This window comes from Lentzea tibetensis, from assembly GCF_007845675.1.
In the GTDB taxonomy this organism is placed as follows: Bacteria; Actinomycetota; Actinomycetes; order Mycobacteriales; family Pseudonocardiaceae; genus Lentzea; species Lentzea tibetensis.
This window is the reverse complement of record NZ_VOBR01000008.1, coordinates 185,347-197,904: the sequence shown is the minus strand read 5'-3', so window position 1 is coordinate 197,904 and position 12,558 is coordinate 185,347. Positions and strand designations below refer to the sequence as shown.

At 66.0% G+C, this 12,558-nt stretch carries 15 protein-coding genes and 1 tRNA gene; 5 read left to right on the top strand and 11 right to left on the bottom strand.

What is annotated here, in order from left to right:
• Nucleotides 1-11: 11 nt before the first annotated feature.
• The 3 genes from FKR81_RS15145 (at nt 12) to FKR81_RS15135 (ending at nt 1,069) form a co-directional block, all read left to right on the top strand.
• Nucleotides 12-500 (top strand): tRNA adenosine deaminase-associated protein, encoded by a 489-nt coding sequence (locus FKR81_RS15145; protein ID WP_146352344.1) that lies wholly within the window; start codon nt 12-14, stop codon nt 498-500.
• 20 nt (nt 501-520) lie between these two features.
• Nucleotides 521-952, top strand: coding sequence for a nucleoside deaminase (locus FKR81_RS15140; RefSeq protein ID WP_146352564.1), 432 nt, complete (start codon nt 521-523; stop codon nt 950-952).
• Nucleotides 953-984: 32 nt separating this feature from the next.
• A tRNA-Ser gene (locus FKR81_RS15135) sits at nt 985-1,069 on the top strand.
• A gap of 78 nt (nt 1,070-1,147) precedes the next feature.
• Here FKR81_RS15135 and FKR81_RS15130 read toward each other — a convergent pair.
• The 11 genes from FKR81_RS15130 to FKR81_RS15080 form a co-directional block, all read right to left on the bottom strand.
• The gene (locus tag FKR81_RS15130; RefSeq protein ID WP_146352342.1) at nt 1,148-2,413 is read right to left on the bottom strand and encodes a tyrosine-type recombinase/integrase; all 1,266 of its coding nucleotides are present in this window, start codon (nt 2,411-2,413) and stop codon (nt 1,148-1,150) included.
• Nucleotides 2,414-2,424: 11 nt separating this feature from the next.
• Nucleotides 2,425-2,643, bottom strand: a complete 219-nt coding sequence (locus FKR81_RS15125; protein WP_146352340.1) for an excisionase family DNA-binding protein — start codon at nt 2,641-2,643, stop codon at nt 2,425-2,427.
• Nucleotide 2,644: 1 nt separating this feature from the next.
• Nucleotides 2,645-3,760 (bottom strand): DUF3631 domain-containing protein, encoded by a 1,116-nt coding sequence (locus tag FKR81_RS15120; protein WP_146352338.1) that lies wholly within the window; start codon nt 3,758-3,760, stop codon nt 2,645-2,647.
• Complete coding sequence (locus FKR81_RS15115; protein WP_146352336.1) at nt 3,757-4,767, bottom strand: bifunctional DNA primase/polymerase; 1,011 nt, start codon at nt 4,765-4,767, stop codon at nt 3,757-3,759. Before FKR81_RS15115 ends, FKR81_RS15120 begins: the two co-directional genes overlap by 4 nt.
• A gap of 254 nt (nt 4,768-5,021) precedes the next feature.
• Nucleotides 5,022-7,262, bottom strand: a complete 2,241-nt coding sequence (locus FKR81_RS15110; RefSeq protein WP_146352334.1) for an FtsK/SpoIIIE domain-containing protein — start codon at nt 7,260-7,262, stop codon at nt 5,022-5,024.
• The gene (locus tag FKR81_RS15105) at nt 7,259-8,095 is read right to left on the bottom strand and encodes an ABC transporter permease (protein WP_146352332.1); all 837 of its coding nucleotides are present in this window, start codon (nt 8,093-8,095) and stop codon (nt 7,259-7,261) included. The genes FKR81_RS15110 and FKR81_RS15105 overlap by 4 nt, the downstream gene beginning before the upstream one ends.
• A complete protein-coding gene (locus tag FKR81_RS15100) occupies nt 8,092-8,415 on the bottom strand; it encodes a hypothetical protein (protein ID WP_146352331.1) in 324 nt (107 codons plus the stop codon). Before FKR81_RS15100 ends, FKR81_RS15105 begins: the two co-directional genes overlap by 4 nt.
• Nucleotides 8,412-8,849, bottom strand: coding sequence for a hypothetical protein (locus FKR81_RS15095; protein ID WP_146352329.1), 438 nt, complete (start codon nt 8,847-8,849; stop codon nt 8,412-8,414). The genes FKR81_RS15100 and FKR81_RS15095 overlap by 4 nt, the downstream gene beginning before the upstream one ends.
• Nucleotides 8,849-9,280, bottom strand: a complete 432-nt coding sequence (locus tag FKR81_RS15090; protein ID WP_146352327.1) for an RRQRL motif-containing zinc-binding protein — start codon at nt 9,278-9,280, stop codon at nt 8,849-8,851. Before FKR81_RS15090 ends, FKR81_RS15095 begins: the two co-directional genes overlap by 1 nt.
• Complete coding sequence (locus tag FKR81_RS15085) at nt 9,280-10,101, bottom strand: DUF4097 family beta strand repeat-containing protein (RefSeq protein WP_146352325.1); 822 nt, start codon at nt 10,099-10,101, stop codon at nt 9,280-9,282. The genes FKR81_RS15090 and FKR81_RS15085 overlap by 1 nt, the downstream gene beginning before the upstream one ends.
• Nucleotides 10,101-10,343 carry a hypothetical protein gene (locus FKR81_RS15080; protein ID WP_146352323.1) on the bottom strand — a complete coding sequence of 81 codons (243 nt, stop codon included), beginning with the start codon at nt 10,341-10,343 and terminating at the stop codon, nt 10,101-10,103. The genes FKR81_RS15085 and FKR81_RS15080 overlap by 1 nt, the downstream gene beginning before the upstream one ends.
• Before the next feature lie 235 nt (nt 10,344-10,578).
• Between FKR81_RS15080 and FKR81_RS15075 the strand changes: the two genes are divergently transcribed.
• Complete coding sequence (locus tag FKR81_RS15075) at nt 10,579-11,376, top strand: GntR family transcriptional regulator (RefSeq protein ID WP_235921553.1); 798 nt, start codon at nt 10,579-10,581, stop codon at nt 11,374-11,376.
• A 39-nt stretch (nt 11,377-11,415) separates the two neighbouring features.
• Complete coding sequence (locus tag FKR81_RS15070; protein WP_235921552.1) at nt 11,416-12,345, top strand: NAD(P)-dependent oxidoreductase; 930 nt, start codon at nt 11,416-11,418, stop codon at nt 12,343-12,345.
• The last annotated feature ends 213 nt before the right edge of the window (nt 12,346-12,558 follow it).

Below are 12,558 nucleotides of genomic sequence, written 5' to 3'. Positions count from 1 at the left end.
ACGGTGTGACCATGACGGAGCAGGAGCCGGTCAACGGCTTCGCGGTGGCGGTGGTCCGAGAGGACGGCCGTTGGCGGTGCAGCAGGATGGACAGTTCCGCGCTGTCCGAGCTCGATGCGGCGATCACCCAGCTGCGTCAGATGCGATCGACGGGAGCGTTCTTCGGACTTCTCGCCGTCGACGACGAGTTCTTCATCATCCTGAGGCCGGTGCCAGGCGGAGTCGCGCTGCTGCTGTCCGACGCCGCCGCCGCGCTGGACTACGACATCGCGGCCGACGTGCTGGACCTGCTCCGCGTCGAACCACCCGACGAAGAGGACAACGAGCTGTGGCCCGAGGGTGATCTCTCGGTGCTCGCCGACCTAGGCATGCCGTCGCACGAGCTGCAGATCATCGTGGACGAGGTCGACCTCTACCCCGACGAGCAGCTCCAGATGATCGCGCAGCGGGTCGGGTTCGGCGACGAGTTCGTCAAGCTCCTGGACACCATTCAGGCGTGACGTTGCCGTCTGATGAGGACATGATCCGCGCGGCGCTTCGCGTTGCGCGTGATTCGGGTGCCGACGTGCCCATCGGTGCCGTCGTGTTCTCACCGTCCGGTTCCGCGCTGGCCTCCGCGTGCAACGCGCGTGAGGCACTCGGTGATCCCACCGCGCACGCCGAGATCCTGGCCCTCCGCGCCGCCGCCGCGGAGTTCGGCGACGGGTGGCGGTTGGACGGCTGCACCCTGGCGGTGACCGTCGAGCCCTGCACGATGTGCGCCGGGGCCCTAGTGCTCGCGCGCGTGTCCCGTGTGATCTTCGGCGCATGGGAGCCCAAAACCGGGGCTGTGGGGTCGCTTTGGGACGTGGTGCGGGACCGCAGACTCAACCACCGGCCCGAGGTGCGCGGCGGTGTGCTCGAGGCCGAGTGCGTTGACCTGCTCGAATCGTTCTTCCGGGGGCAGCGTTAAGTCGATGGCCTTCGTCTTGTATTGTTCTTAGCGGTGGCGTGTCCGAGCGGCCGAAGGAGCACGCCTCGAAAGCGTGTGAGGGGCAACCCTCCGTGGGTTCAAATCCCACCGCCACCGCAGGTCAGAGCCCCGATCACCACCACAGGTGATCGGGGCTCTGTCATCTAGTCTCAATTGTCGTCTCAGTTGTGGCCGCTAGGCCGGAACCGGTACCGCTGCCGTGCCGTCCTCGTCGCCCGATTCGTCGGCCGCCTCGGCAGGCCTCCAGAGCAGCCCACCGACGCGCTGAGCGACGTCTCGCCGGATCGCTGCCGTGATGTGCTGGTACTTGGCAGCCATCGCCGTGTTCGACCAGCCCATGATCCCCATCACCGTCCGCTCGGCGACGCCGAGCAACAGCAGCACCGTCGCGGCCGTGTGCCGAGCATCGTGCAGCCGACCGTCCGGGACACCTGCGGCCTTCAGCAGCCTCTTCCACTCGGTGTAGTCCGTGCGCGGATTCAAGGGGCCACCGGTCGGCGTGGTGAACACATAGCCGCTCTCCGTCCAGAGCTGCGCCGCGCGCTGCCGCTCCCTGCCCTGCGTGGCCCTGTGCTGCTCCAGCAACGTCACAAGCTCGTCAGGTAGGCCGATCCCGCGCGTACCCGCTCGTGACTTCGTACCGGCCGTCTCCTTCCGCAGGGGCACCCGCTGAGGGCAATGACCACCGAGCTTGCGACCGCAGGAGTCAGCGCACCCGTGCTTCCACCGAGGACGCAGACGGCTACGACGCACGTTCAGCGTGCCGACATCGAGATTGACGTCTGCCCATCGCAGGCCAAGAGCCTCACCCTGGCGCAAACCGAGCGCGAGTGCGATTGCCCATCGCGCGCTGTTGCGCCGTGCCTGCGCCGCTTCAAGCAGCTTCTTGACCTCGTCCACGGTGTAGGGCTCGACCTCGAAATCCTCGATCTTGGGAGCATGCGCGAGCAATGCCGGGTTCTCGGTGATGTGCTTACGTCGCACGGCGATGTTCAGCGCCGCTCGGATCGTCCGGTGCACCTGGTGAGCACGCGACGACTTCGCGCCTTCGCGGATCATCTTTCGGTAGAACTTCTCCAGGTGTTCCGGTTCGAGCTTGTCGATCCGATGCTTGCCGATGCCGGGGATGAGATGCACGCGTGCCGCGACCTCGTAAGCGCTGAATGCGTTCTCAGTGATAGCAGGCGGGGCAACTATGTTCTCCAGCCAATGGTTCAGCCACTTCTCGACCGTCCAGGCTTTGCCGGTCTTACGAACTTTGCCCGCGTCGCGCTCTTGTTCGAGCTTGGCAACCTTCTTCGCAACCTCCGGCCGCGTTAGGGCCTGCACATGCCGTCGATCGGGACTGCCATCATCCTTTGTTCCGACCGTGACGCGCCCGTGCCAGTAGCCGTCAGAACCTTCGTAGATGCTCGACTCGCCATTCGACTTGCGTCCCATGGTTCCCCCTCCTACGCAGCTTCCGGGCTGGGCGTGCTGGACATGAGCTTTGCGACGTACCTCGTAAGCGCGTCCAAAGGAATGCGGCGCAGGCGGCCGATGTGCACCGACTCCACCTCGCCATTGCTGACCAGCTCGTACATGAGCGTCCGGCCGATGTTGAGTCGCTTTGCCGCCTGCTCCACCGTCAACACGATGTACTCGACAGACGTCCGGTCGTTCTCGTCCATGTCAGAGCCCTTCCGGCGATGCGGTGGATACCTCGGCAGGCAGATAGCGTGCCCATGCGTCGCCGAGTCCGGTTTGCCCCTCGACCACGTAGCCCTTGAACGTCTTGTTATTGCTCTTGTACGGCGTGACCTTGACTCCGTAGACACCCAGCTCGGAGGCCAGTCCGCGCGCGGTGAGCGGCTTTCCGTAGAGGTCTCCCCACGGGGCCTCGTCCATGCTGTGCAGCACGGCGAGGATTTCCACGGTGCTCATCCGCAGGACGTTGCGTTCGTTGAAAATCGTCCGCAGGTCTGCCAGTAGCCGGATACCGGGAGAGGTCGGCGTGGCGTTCGCGGTCGTCACGAAATGCACGCACGACGCACGAGCGGTGTCCGGCCAGTGCCCTCCGGCAACATCCGCGATCGCGAGCAACGGTTCCCAGATTTCGGCAGGCCGGTCGGTGACACCCTCGGGCATCTCCGGCACGGCCGCGCCGACCCGTTCGCCGACGCATTCCATCCACGTTGCGAGCGCGTCGCGGATCGGTTCGGACTCGACTTCCACCCGCCGTTCGCGGAACGCGTCCACTTTCTCGTCGACTCGACGTCGGCGCATGTGGATGGTGATGGCGCGCGTGGTGATGGTCGCGGGCATCCGTCCGGCGATACCCGCCAGTGCGGCAGGCGCGTAGACCGGAAACCGCTCGATCATCATGTTGTTCGCATCGCCTTTGCAGCGGGCGACCATCGCAGACCGCTTGTAGCCCGCGTTCAGTAGTGCGCGCAGGTCTTCGTTCCCTGACCCCTTGGCGTCGAAGATCGCGTCCACCTCGTCGAACAGGATGGAGATCGGGCCTGCGCCGACCATGCGGAACAGCGCGGCCGACGTCGCGGAGAACGTCATCTCCGGTGCTTTCACGAGGTGGCGTGCCACCTCCAGCGCCCGTGTCTTGCCGGAACCCGGTTCGACGCTGGACAGCACGAGCCGGGGCGTGACGTAGAAGTGCTCGGCCGCCCAGGTGTGCGCGTACCAGAGCGCCAGCATCGGGGCGCAGTGCTCATCGGGGAACGCGTTGAACCGGGACAGGAACGCCCGCACCGCGTCCAGCACCTCAGCGCCGTTGTGGGTGTCGCTCATGCCGCACCCCGCTCGGCGAACAGGGGCGCGGTCGTCGCGACCGATTCGGCCGGCACACGTCGCGGGCGGGACGCTCCCGCACGGATGCCGTTCTGGATGCTGCGGCGCACCTTCGCTTCGGTGCAGTCGCACCTGTCACTGATCATGTGCGCTGCCGCTGCGACGAGACGCGCCTCTGCTGTAGCCGAGGGGAGCAGCCCGGCACCGACGAGCTGACCGAGTGCGATTCCAGCGACGAACGCGGTCATGTCGTGCGTGCCTGGTTGCGCCGCAGAAACCTTGTCGCACTCACCGTTCAGTGCGGCCGTGACGTAGCCCGGCAACTGCTCAGCGGCCACTACAACAGGCGCTGAGACGGCCGTACGCGGCTTGGGAGTGAGGGCCTGGACCAACCAGATGGGCAGTTCGGCAGGCGCGACGTCCTCGGTCAGCCAATACTCGCCGTCCGGGGTGATCGAACCGGGCGCGACGACGTAGCCACCGTGCGCGCGGGTGTCGACTTTCCAGCCGAGTCCGTTGCCGTGCTCGCCCTCGGTGTTGCGCAGTTCCACAGCGGACGGCTCACGGAAGTACAGATGCGTCCCGCCTCGCGCGGTGCGGATGGTCCGTGTCTCCCACGGAACGGGCTCACCCGCGTCCGCGCAGACGATGGTGAACACGTCATGCCCGTCGCGCACCCCCTCCCGGCTCCAGCTCTGTGGAGGCACGTCCTCGGGTGACTTGCGGGTGTCGAGGTCGATCACGACCAGCCCGCTCGGTCCGGTGGCAATACCGATGTTGAACGCTCCAGCCGCCCAGCACTGCCGGATCACATTCGCGTCGGTCGTGGCGCGCTGCTCCGGCTTCTGGTGACCATCACGGCACACGCTGGTACGCGGGCACCGCGTCTCGCTGTGCAGCGCGGGACGCTTGGTACCAGGGCGCAGAGGGAACACGTGGAAGCCCATCTCTGCGGCCTCCAGCGCGTGGAACATCAGCCTGTTGCGGTCCAGTGAGGCGCTGTTCATCTCACATCTCCTGGTGACTGTGTGTGTTCGTAGGAAGGCAAGGGGGTGCCGTGACGGCCACCCGGAACGGGTGCCGACAGGGCAGGGAGGGAAGAGGGTGAGCGGGTCGAAGACCCTCGATTTGGGTCGTTCTTCGAGGTCAGCCGGTTGCGGTTACCGCGGTTCCCTGTCGGCTGTCCGCGCTGGTCAGGTCAGGGAAGCGGGGGCAGGGAAGCGGGTGGGGAAGTTTCCCCGCCTCCCTGACCTCCCGTGGATCACTTCCCCGCGTCCTCGTCGCGGTCGAAGTCCTCGACATCAGCCGCCACGTCGTCACGCTCGGTGATAGCTGTGGCGATGTCGTCCGCGCGCACGACGCTGTGCCCGTTGGACTTCGCGACCTCCACACCCGCGTCGGCGAGCGCGCTCTTGAGGTCCTGGAACGTCCAGCCCTCGTACTCGTCGGGGCGGTGTTCGACGAGCCGACCGAGCAGCACCTGAGTGCGGACGCGCTTGTCCTCACGCAGCACGGTCGCGATATCGGCGAGGTGGTCGACCAGCTCCGGCGCGGCGTCGACATCGTCGGCAACCGGGACGTCGCGTCCCGCGTCGGCGATGAGCTGCATCGCCCGCGTGATCACGGGGGTGACGTCGTCGCGGCCGTCCTCGAACGCGATGTAGAACACCCGGACCAGCTCGAACACGTTGTCCGTCAGTCCAACCGCGACGGCCGTGCCCCGGTCGGTCTTCATCCGCAGGTCAGTCGCGCGGATGCCCTGCTTGTACTTGCCAGCACCGAGAAGACCGTCGTTGGCGACGTGGTCGGCGACAGCGAATGCGACGCCGACCGAGATGTTGCGGGTGACCTCACGCGGGATCGAGTCCTTGGTAGGCGACTGCGTCGCCAACAGCAGGATCACGCCGTACTTGCGGCCGCGCTTGATCAGCCGGATAGCGAGCTTGCCCGCTTCCTCACCGTAGGTGGGGTGCTGGAACAGCTCGTGGACCTCGTCGATCGCGCAGACCAGCGGGTGCAGGCCGACGCCGCGCTTGTCGGCGAGTTTGCGCGAGGTCTTCGGGGTTCCCATCTCCCCCAACACCTTTCCGCGTCGCTCCATCTCGGCGAGCATGTCGCGCAGGGCCTGCAACGCGGCCTCCGCCACGCTGTCGTCCATGCCCATCGCGTAGCGCGTGAGGCGCGGCCGGAACGGGTCGAAGTCCGGCGACTCACCCATCACGAACGCCCACAGCTCGGCGGTCGGATCGAGCGCGGCACCGAGCATCGCCGTGCGCAACGCGGCCGACTTGCCCTGACCGGGGCGGCCACCGACCAACCAGTTCGCCTCGAACAGCGGTGCGTTGATCAGCATTCCGCGCTGCGTCAGGCCGAACGGCACGCCCTCGAACAGGTCCACCTGACCGTCATGCAACAGCGGCCAGTCACCAGCGCCGCGACCGAGCTTGCCCTTGTCGGCCACCCACAGATCGAGGATGCCGTCTTCGCTACCCTCGGTCGGCCACGTCTCCAGTGACGCACGACCGAGGTTCGCGGCGAGCTTCTTCCGTTGCCCCGCAACCATGTCTGCCGTGACACCCATCGGCAGGCGAACCTGTGCGTAGGTGCCATCACCGTCCACACGGGCCGGGACCGAGTAGACGAGCTGACCACCGGACTTGAAGAACTTGTCCAGCGGAGCGACCCCGAGGTGCGCCAGCGCCTGCGAGATCATCCGCTCGTCCACATAGGAGTCGTTGTCGTCCCTGTTGGGCTGCACGAGGAAACCCGCACCGGGCTTGCGGTCACGACCCTCGAACACCGACGCGACCAGCACACCCGCAGGGACCACGAACAGCGCCACAGACCACACGGTGCTGAGTACCGCGCCGACGATGTCGAGCACGCCGTAGACCGAGGCGAGCCACTCCCACATCTCCGAGCGCTCGAACAGCGCGCCTGCGATGACGAGCGCGAGGGCGATCGGCGCGACCACGGCGGCCGTCACCAACAGACGGCGCAGCACCATCGCGAGCCGCGTCCACCGGGCATGCGCGTCCGCCCGGATCATCTCCTGAGCGGCACGGCGCGCCTCGACATCTCCAGCGAGCCGAGCGGCACGCACGTCGGCACGCAAGTCGCCGTAGGTGGCCCAGGTCCACCCCTTGACCACGAACCGCCAGTGACCGCGCAGCGAGTACCAGACCAGCGTCCGAGCGTCGCGGGGCGACTGCCTGACCCGGTAGCGCAGCCGCGCCGTCTGGTCCGAGGTGCGGAGGACCCGCACGACCTGACCGCCCGCATCTCGCACCCGCTGAGCGGACAGGCGACGGTCCAGCGCGGCGCTGTCCAGCGGCGTGACGAGCTCGCCGTCGAACACCTTGCGCTCGATCTCGGTGCTGGAGGTGGAAGCCGCGGTGACCTCGGTGGTGTCTTCGCTGGTCACGGTGCGGCGCAGGGGTACGACGTTGTCGGAGTCGTCGCGGTCCGGGTCGGGCGTGCCGAGCTTGGTGGGGGTGCTCATCGCTGCGCCTCCGTCTCGTCGTGCAGAAGGTGAGTCAGCGCCGCGCCGCAGCCGAGTACGACCACGGGCAGGCAGGACACGAACGTGGTGATCCACCACGGGGCGGAGGTGACGCCGGCCGCGACCATCAGGTGGTAGGCGACCTGTCCGGCCGCGCCGAGCACGAGCGAGCCGATGGCAGACCAGCGGGCGAACCGGCGAGCCTTGACCGAGCGGGTGCCACCGGACAACCAGACCCGCAGTGCGTACGCGGCGTAGGCCTCGACACCGATCGGCAGAGTGATCGCGGAGTTGATGACGAACCCGTCCGCGATACCGGGCAACAACCGGATCGGACCGAACCCGGTCAGCTCACCCAGCCCCACCCAGCCGCCCCAGATGGCTACGAACGCGCCTGCGGCGAGCAACAGCAGCGGCCACGACCGGACCCGCTTGACCGGCGCCGACGCGGGCACATCGTCGGCAACCTCGGCCGCATCGACCACAGCGGGGACCGGGTCCACAACCTCAGTGACCTCGGTCGCGGCCGTCATCGGCTCGACCTCGACCACCGCGACCGGACCCGCGTCGACCACTGCGACGGTCTCGGCGTCCTCGACCTCAGTGGCCGGAACCGAATGCAGCCGACGCGGGCTTTCGACCTCGTCCGCGTCGCGATGGGTGGGGTCGAATCCGGCCGCCTCCAGCGCAGCGAGCACGGCGCTCGCCTTCGGTGCGCCCACCTTGAACTCGGTCTTGATCCTGTTGCGGGAGGGGACCTGACCCAGCTCGATCGCACGGGCCTTGACCCGCTCGGTGAGCGTGTCGATCTCGATCGGATACGCGCTGGTCATCGCTTGCCCCCCTTGGTGTGTGCGTGCTCGGTGGTGGTGACAGTGAGAGCCCGCACGATCAGTGCAGCGGTGACGAACGCGGGCACGGCCAGAGCGGCAGCGGTCACCCGTGGGTCGGTGGCGTTCGCGATGATCAGCCACTGAGCCCCGCCGATCGCGGCCGTGGTCAGCAACGTCCGCACGGTGTTGCCACCCATGCGGGACACCTCGCGGGTCTTCCGCGCGGCCTTGGCCCCGCCGCGTACTGCGGCGATGAGAACCAGCACGCTCAGCGCGAGGACGACCAGCATCCACGGCTCGATCTTGTCGACGATGCTCATCGCCCGGCCTCCGCTTCGCCGTCTTTGCAGACCCTGCGCGCAGCGGCCTTGGCGGTGAGGTCGTACGGGGGCTTGACGTCGTACGGCTCGTTGTTGGCGTCGCACTTGGCGGAGAAGTACGGGACGTTGTGCCCATCGACGGTGACGTTCTCGCCCCACACCTCGTCCACAGTGCGCGGTGGGATGGCGGTGGTCTCTTGCGGGGCGATGCCTGGACCGGTTGCCGGGCCGCACCCGGCCACGAGCACGACCAAGCTGAGTACGGCGACGGCGATCCGAGTGTTGTGCCGGGGGGCCGTCTGGTCCTGTGCTGTCCTGTCGGACATGCTGGTGATCTCCTGACTCATCTGATGGGTGTTGGAGACCCGGACCGGCGTCGACTTCTTGGCGGGAGTGCGCCGGTTCGGGGCGATCAGACGGCGTTGCGTGTTCATCACGCGGCCTCCGTCATCTCGTGGTTTTCGCTGGCCTCGAAGCAGGTCCAGCACTGGCGGGTGCTGGTCGGCACGACGTAGAGGCGGTCGTGGCCGCAGTCGGCACAGATCCGGCGCGCGAGGTTGGCCTTGGCCAGCGCGGTCCACTTGGCGGGAGTCATCGGCCGGACCGGTGCGGCGGTCGCGATCAGGTACAGCGACGCGAACCACGTCACGCCGGACCGGTTGTGCCGTCCGTAGAGCACCGCGACCGGGTCGTTTCCGTTGGGGCGCAGGTCCTTCGCCCGTAACTGCCGGAACGTGGCGAGCTTGTCGCGCGGGGCGCAGTCGTAGGACAGCAGCGGCAACCCGTCATGCGTGCCTCGAGTGAACTGCCACCCGGTAGCCCACGGCACCTGTGCCCGCACCCACGGGAACGTCTTGCCCGCCATCACGCACGCCCCGCGCGGTTGCGCACGCGGCCGGACACCGTGCGGGTCCTGCTCGTGATCAGCACACCAGGACCCGAGTTGAGGCTGATGTCCCCGGACACCGAGTTGGCGTCCACACTGGATGGTTGGACCGCGTGCACCGAGATGTCTCCGGACACCGTGCGCACCCGTGCGGTGTTGACCAGCTCGGCGACGTCGACGTCGCCGGACGTCGTGCTCACCAGGACGTCGAACGCCTCGCCCACCTCGACGTCACCGGAGACGCTGTGCACGAGGGTGAGCCCTGCGTAAGCCACGCTGACGTAACCGGACGTGGTGTCGACGTCCAGGTTGTCGACGCTGTGCGCGGTCAGATCACCGGACAGGGAGTGGAACCGCAGGCTGCGCAGATGTCCGGTAGCGACCACGGGCGCGGTCTCGGAGACCACGGCCAGCGTGGAGCCGAGCGGCAGGCGAGCAACGATGCGGACGCCGCCACCGGTCTGGACAACGGCCGTGTCCGTGCCGCTGATCACGCGGCCGTTGACGATGTTGGTGCCGAAGACCACTCCGCTGAACGTCTGGACTACGACACGACCAGGCTGGATCACGGTCGCGCTGCTGTAGGGAGTGCTCGGGCGGGGCACCGTCACCGAGAGCTGGTCGCCGGTCTCGGTGACCAGGGCGTCGGCGATGAGCCGCGCGGCCGTGGTGTCGCTGTCCAGCATCGGCGTGAGCGTGACCTCGGCGTGCTTGCGGGTGTCTTCCACGTGGACCTCGACGTGACCGTGCGCGAGGTCAAGCGCGAGGTGAACGCGGCCAGGGTGGGTGATCGTGAGCATCAGGCGGCCTCCGTCCCAGTCGGTGCGGAGGTGATGCTGCGGACGCGCAGAACGCGCACCGTGCTGCTGAGCAGCCGCTTGGCCTCGCGCCGCTCCCGCTGCGCCAGAGCCGAACCGTCCAGCAACGCACTGGTCGGACGGGGCGCCTCTTCGGCGAGCCTGTCGGCGAACATCCACCTGATCTCGTCAGCGGTCAGCCCGTCCGGGCTGAACCAGTTCTGACTCTCTTCCTGCGAGTGCATCGGGTGTCCCTCTCATGTGTCCGGCGCCACATCGGCGATGAGAGGAAGCTAACAGTTGTTAGGAATACAGGTCAACTGAATGGGCAAAACTTTCCCAAAAACCTCCTCTACCTGCACAGACGCTGATATGCGCCTGTTAGGCCACTGGTATGATCCTGGCCAGGACGAGCGCACCGGAGGTCGCATGCCCGGCAAGAGCCCTCGCGTCTCGCGAGCGGAGTCCCTGCATCAGCAGGTGGCTAAGAACATCCGCAACCAGATCGCGGCAGGCGTGCTGCGTGACGGCCAGCCGTTGCCGTCTACGCGCGAGCTGGCCGAGCGGTTTGACGTGAGTGTGTTCACGATCAACGAAGCGATGAAGACGCTCGTAGCTGACGGTGTGGTCGTCACCAAGCCTCGTGCAGGACGAGTCGTGAACGCCCCTGAACAAGCTGAGCACACCGAAGTGCGCACGGAATCGCCCCATGTCCTCCTCGTCGGCGGCTATGCGGGCAGCGGAAAGACCGAGCTTGGTCGCGTCCTTGCACGTGAAACCGGGTGGGCAATCCTCGACAAGGACACTTTGACGCGTCCGGTAGTCGAAGCGGCGCTTGAGCTTCTTGGCTGTTCGCCTCACGATCGCGAGTCTGATGATTATGTCTCACGCATTCGCCCACGTGAGTATGAGGCTCTAATTCACGCAATGACTGAGAACGTGCAGTGCGGGAACAGTGCGATCGTCACTGCGCCTTTTATGAAAGAGTTCAAGGATGTTGCTTGGCTCAACAGGTTGCAGGCCACCTGTGCTGCAATGAACGCGAAAATTACCTTCGTATGGGTTCATTGTGACGTGGACACGATGCACACATACATCCGTCAACGCGGAGCTGCACGAGACTCCTATAAGCTTGAGAACTGGGACAGCTATACCGACTCGATCGACGTGGGATTTCGTCCACCAGTTCCGCATGCGACGATCGACAACAGTGCATCTGGTGCCCCGTTGCAAACTCAGGCGCGCGATCTTGTCTCCCGAGTTGTAAGTCAGGGATGATATGTTGCTGTGGGTCGATACGGAGGGGCGGTAAGGGTCGTGACTGCGGTAAGGATTCTTGTTAGCGGCGAGGCTGATGATAAGGCGGGGCACAAGTATCTTTCTGCCATCCCAGGTGTTGAGGTTGTCACCTACGATCCGAATGACTTGACACTCACTGAGTTGCAACTTGCCGCTGAGATTTTGATGCCGCCGTACCGGGGGAGTCATCGGCCGTATGAGCTGGTTGACCAGATGCCCAAGCTGCGTATGGTTCAACTGCTATCTGCTGGTGTGGACGAGTGGAGGCCGTACGTTCCCGATCATGTGACATTGGCGAGCGCGCGAGGTGGGCACGCTAGTTCGGTGTCCGAGTGGGTGCTGTCAGCGATTCTGGCTCAATTGCGTCATTGGCCAGCGTTGGTGCGGTTTCAGGACGAACATACGTGGGCTCATCGCCGGTTCGACGCTGATACTCTCGCAGGAAAACGTGTACTCATTGTTGGAGCTGGCCATATCGGAAGTGCTGTGGCTGAGAAGCTTGCTGCTTTTGATGCCGACTCAACACTGGTCGCTAGCGCGGCGCGCGACGGTATCTGCGCGCCGAGTGAGCTTCCGAGCCTCATTGGTGGCCACGCGGTCGTGGTGATTACTGCTCCGCTGACCAACGATACGCAGGGGCTTGTGGACGCCAAATTTCTTGCTGCAATGGATGACGGAGCTCTGCTGGTCAATGCTGGCCGTGGCCAGATTGTCGATACCGATGCGCTTGTGGTCGAACTGCAGAGCGGCCGTCTGCGTGCTGCGTTGGATGTGACAGACCCTGAGCCTCTGCCAAGTGACCATCCTCTGTGGTCCTGCACCGGTGCCATCATCAGTCCGCACTCTGCCCGCACGGTTCCGGGTACGAACCGGCGCTGCTACGCCGTGGCCGCAGAGCAGATCAGGGCGTTTCTGACAGGTGAAGTCCCCTCGAACGTGGCTCGCTGACGACGGTCTGCAGGATGGCGGTAGGCGGGGCTCAGGAATCAGTAACTGCGGTAACTGCGGTAACCGTGCAGGTCAGAGGGCGTACCGATCGGGGTGCGGTTACCGATTGAATCGGTAACCCGAGCACATAGCCTCGTGGCGTCGCGCAACTCTGTTGGGTATTGGTCCTTACCGCGGAACTGTCTGTGTAGCTAGCCGGCGCGACCGTCGCCG

Bases quoted from the DNA above. Each gene is read 5' to 3' on its own strand.
- FKR81_RS15100 (WP_146352331.1), bottom strand. From the start codon at position 8,415: ATGAGCATCGTCGACAAGATCGAGCCGTGGATGCTGGTCGTCCTCGCG.
- FKR81_RS15090 (WP_146352327.1), bottom strand. From the start codon at position 9,280: ATGGCGGGCAAGACGTTCCCGTGGGTGCGGGCACAGGTGCCGTGGGCT.
- FKR81_RS15115 (WP_146352336.1), bottom strand. From the start codon at position 4,767: ATGAACAGCGCCTCACTGGACCGCAACAGGCTGATGTTCCACGCGCTG.
- FKR81_RS15085 (WP_146352325.1), bottom strand. From the start codon at position 10,101: ATGCTCACGATCACCCACCCTGGCCGCGTTCACCTCGCGCTTGACCTC.
- FKR81_RS15140 (WP_146352564.1), top strand. From the start codon at position 521: ATGATCCGCGCGGCGCTTCGCGTTGCGCGTGATTCGGGTGCCGACGTG.
- FKR81_RS15110 (WP_146352334.1), bottom strand. From the start codon at position 7,262: ATGAGCACCCCCACCAAGCTCGGCACGCCCGACCCGGACCGCGACGAC.
- FKR81_RS15120 (WP_146352338.1), bottom strand. From the start codon at position 3,760: ATGAGCGACACCCACAACGGCGCTGAGGTGCTGGACGCGGTGCGGGCG.
- FKR81_RS15095 (WP_146352329.1), bottom strand. From the start codon at position 8,849: ATGAACACGCAACGCCGTCTGATCGCCCCGAACCGGCGCACTCCCGCC.
- FKR81_RS15105 (WP_146352332.1), bottom strand. From the start codon at position 8,095: ATGACCAGCGCGTATCCGATCGAGATCGACACGCTCACCGAGCGGGTC.
- FKR81_RS15130 (WP_146352342.1), bottom strand. From the start codon at position 2,413: ATGGGACGCAAGTCGAATGGCGAGTCGAGCATCTACGAAGGTTCTGAC.
- FKR81_RS15080 (WP_146352323.1), bottom strand. From the start codon at position 10,343: ATGCACTCGCAGGAAGAGAGTCAGAACTGGTTCAGCCCGGACGGGCTG.
- FKR81_RS15145 (WP_146352344.1), top strand. From the start codon at position 12: ATGACGGAGCAGGAGCCGGTCAACGGCTTCGCGGTGGCGGTGGTCCGA.
- FKR81_RS15125 (WP_146352340.1), bottom strand. From the start codon at position 2,643: ATGGACGAGAACGACCGGACGTCTGTCGAGTACATCGTGTTGACGGTG.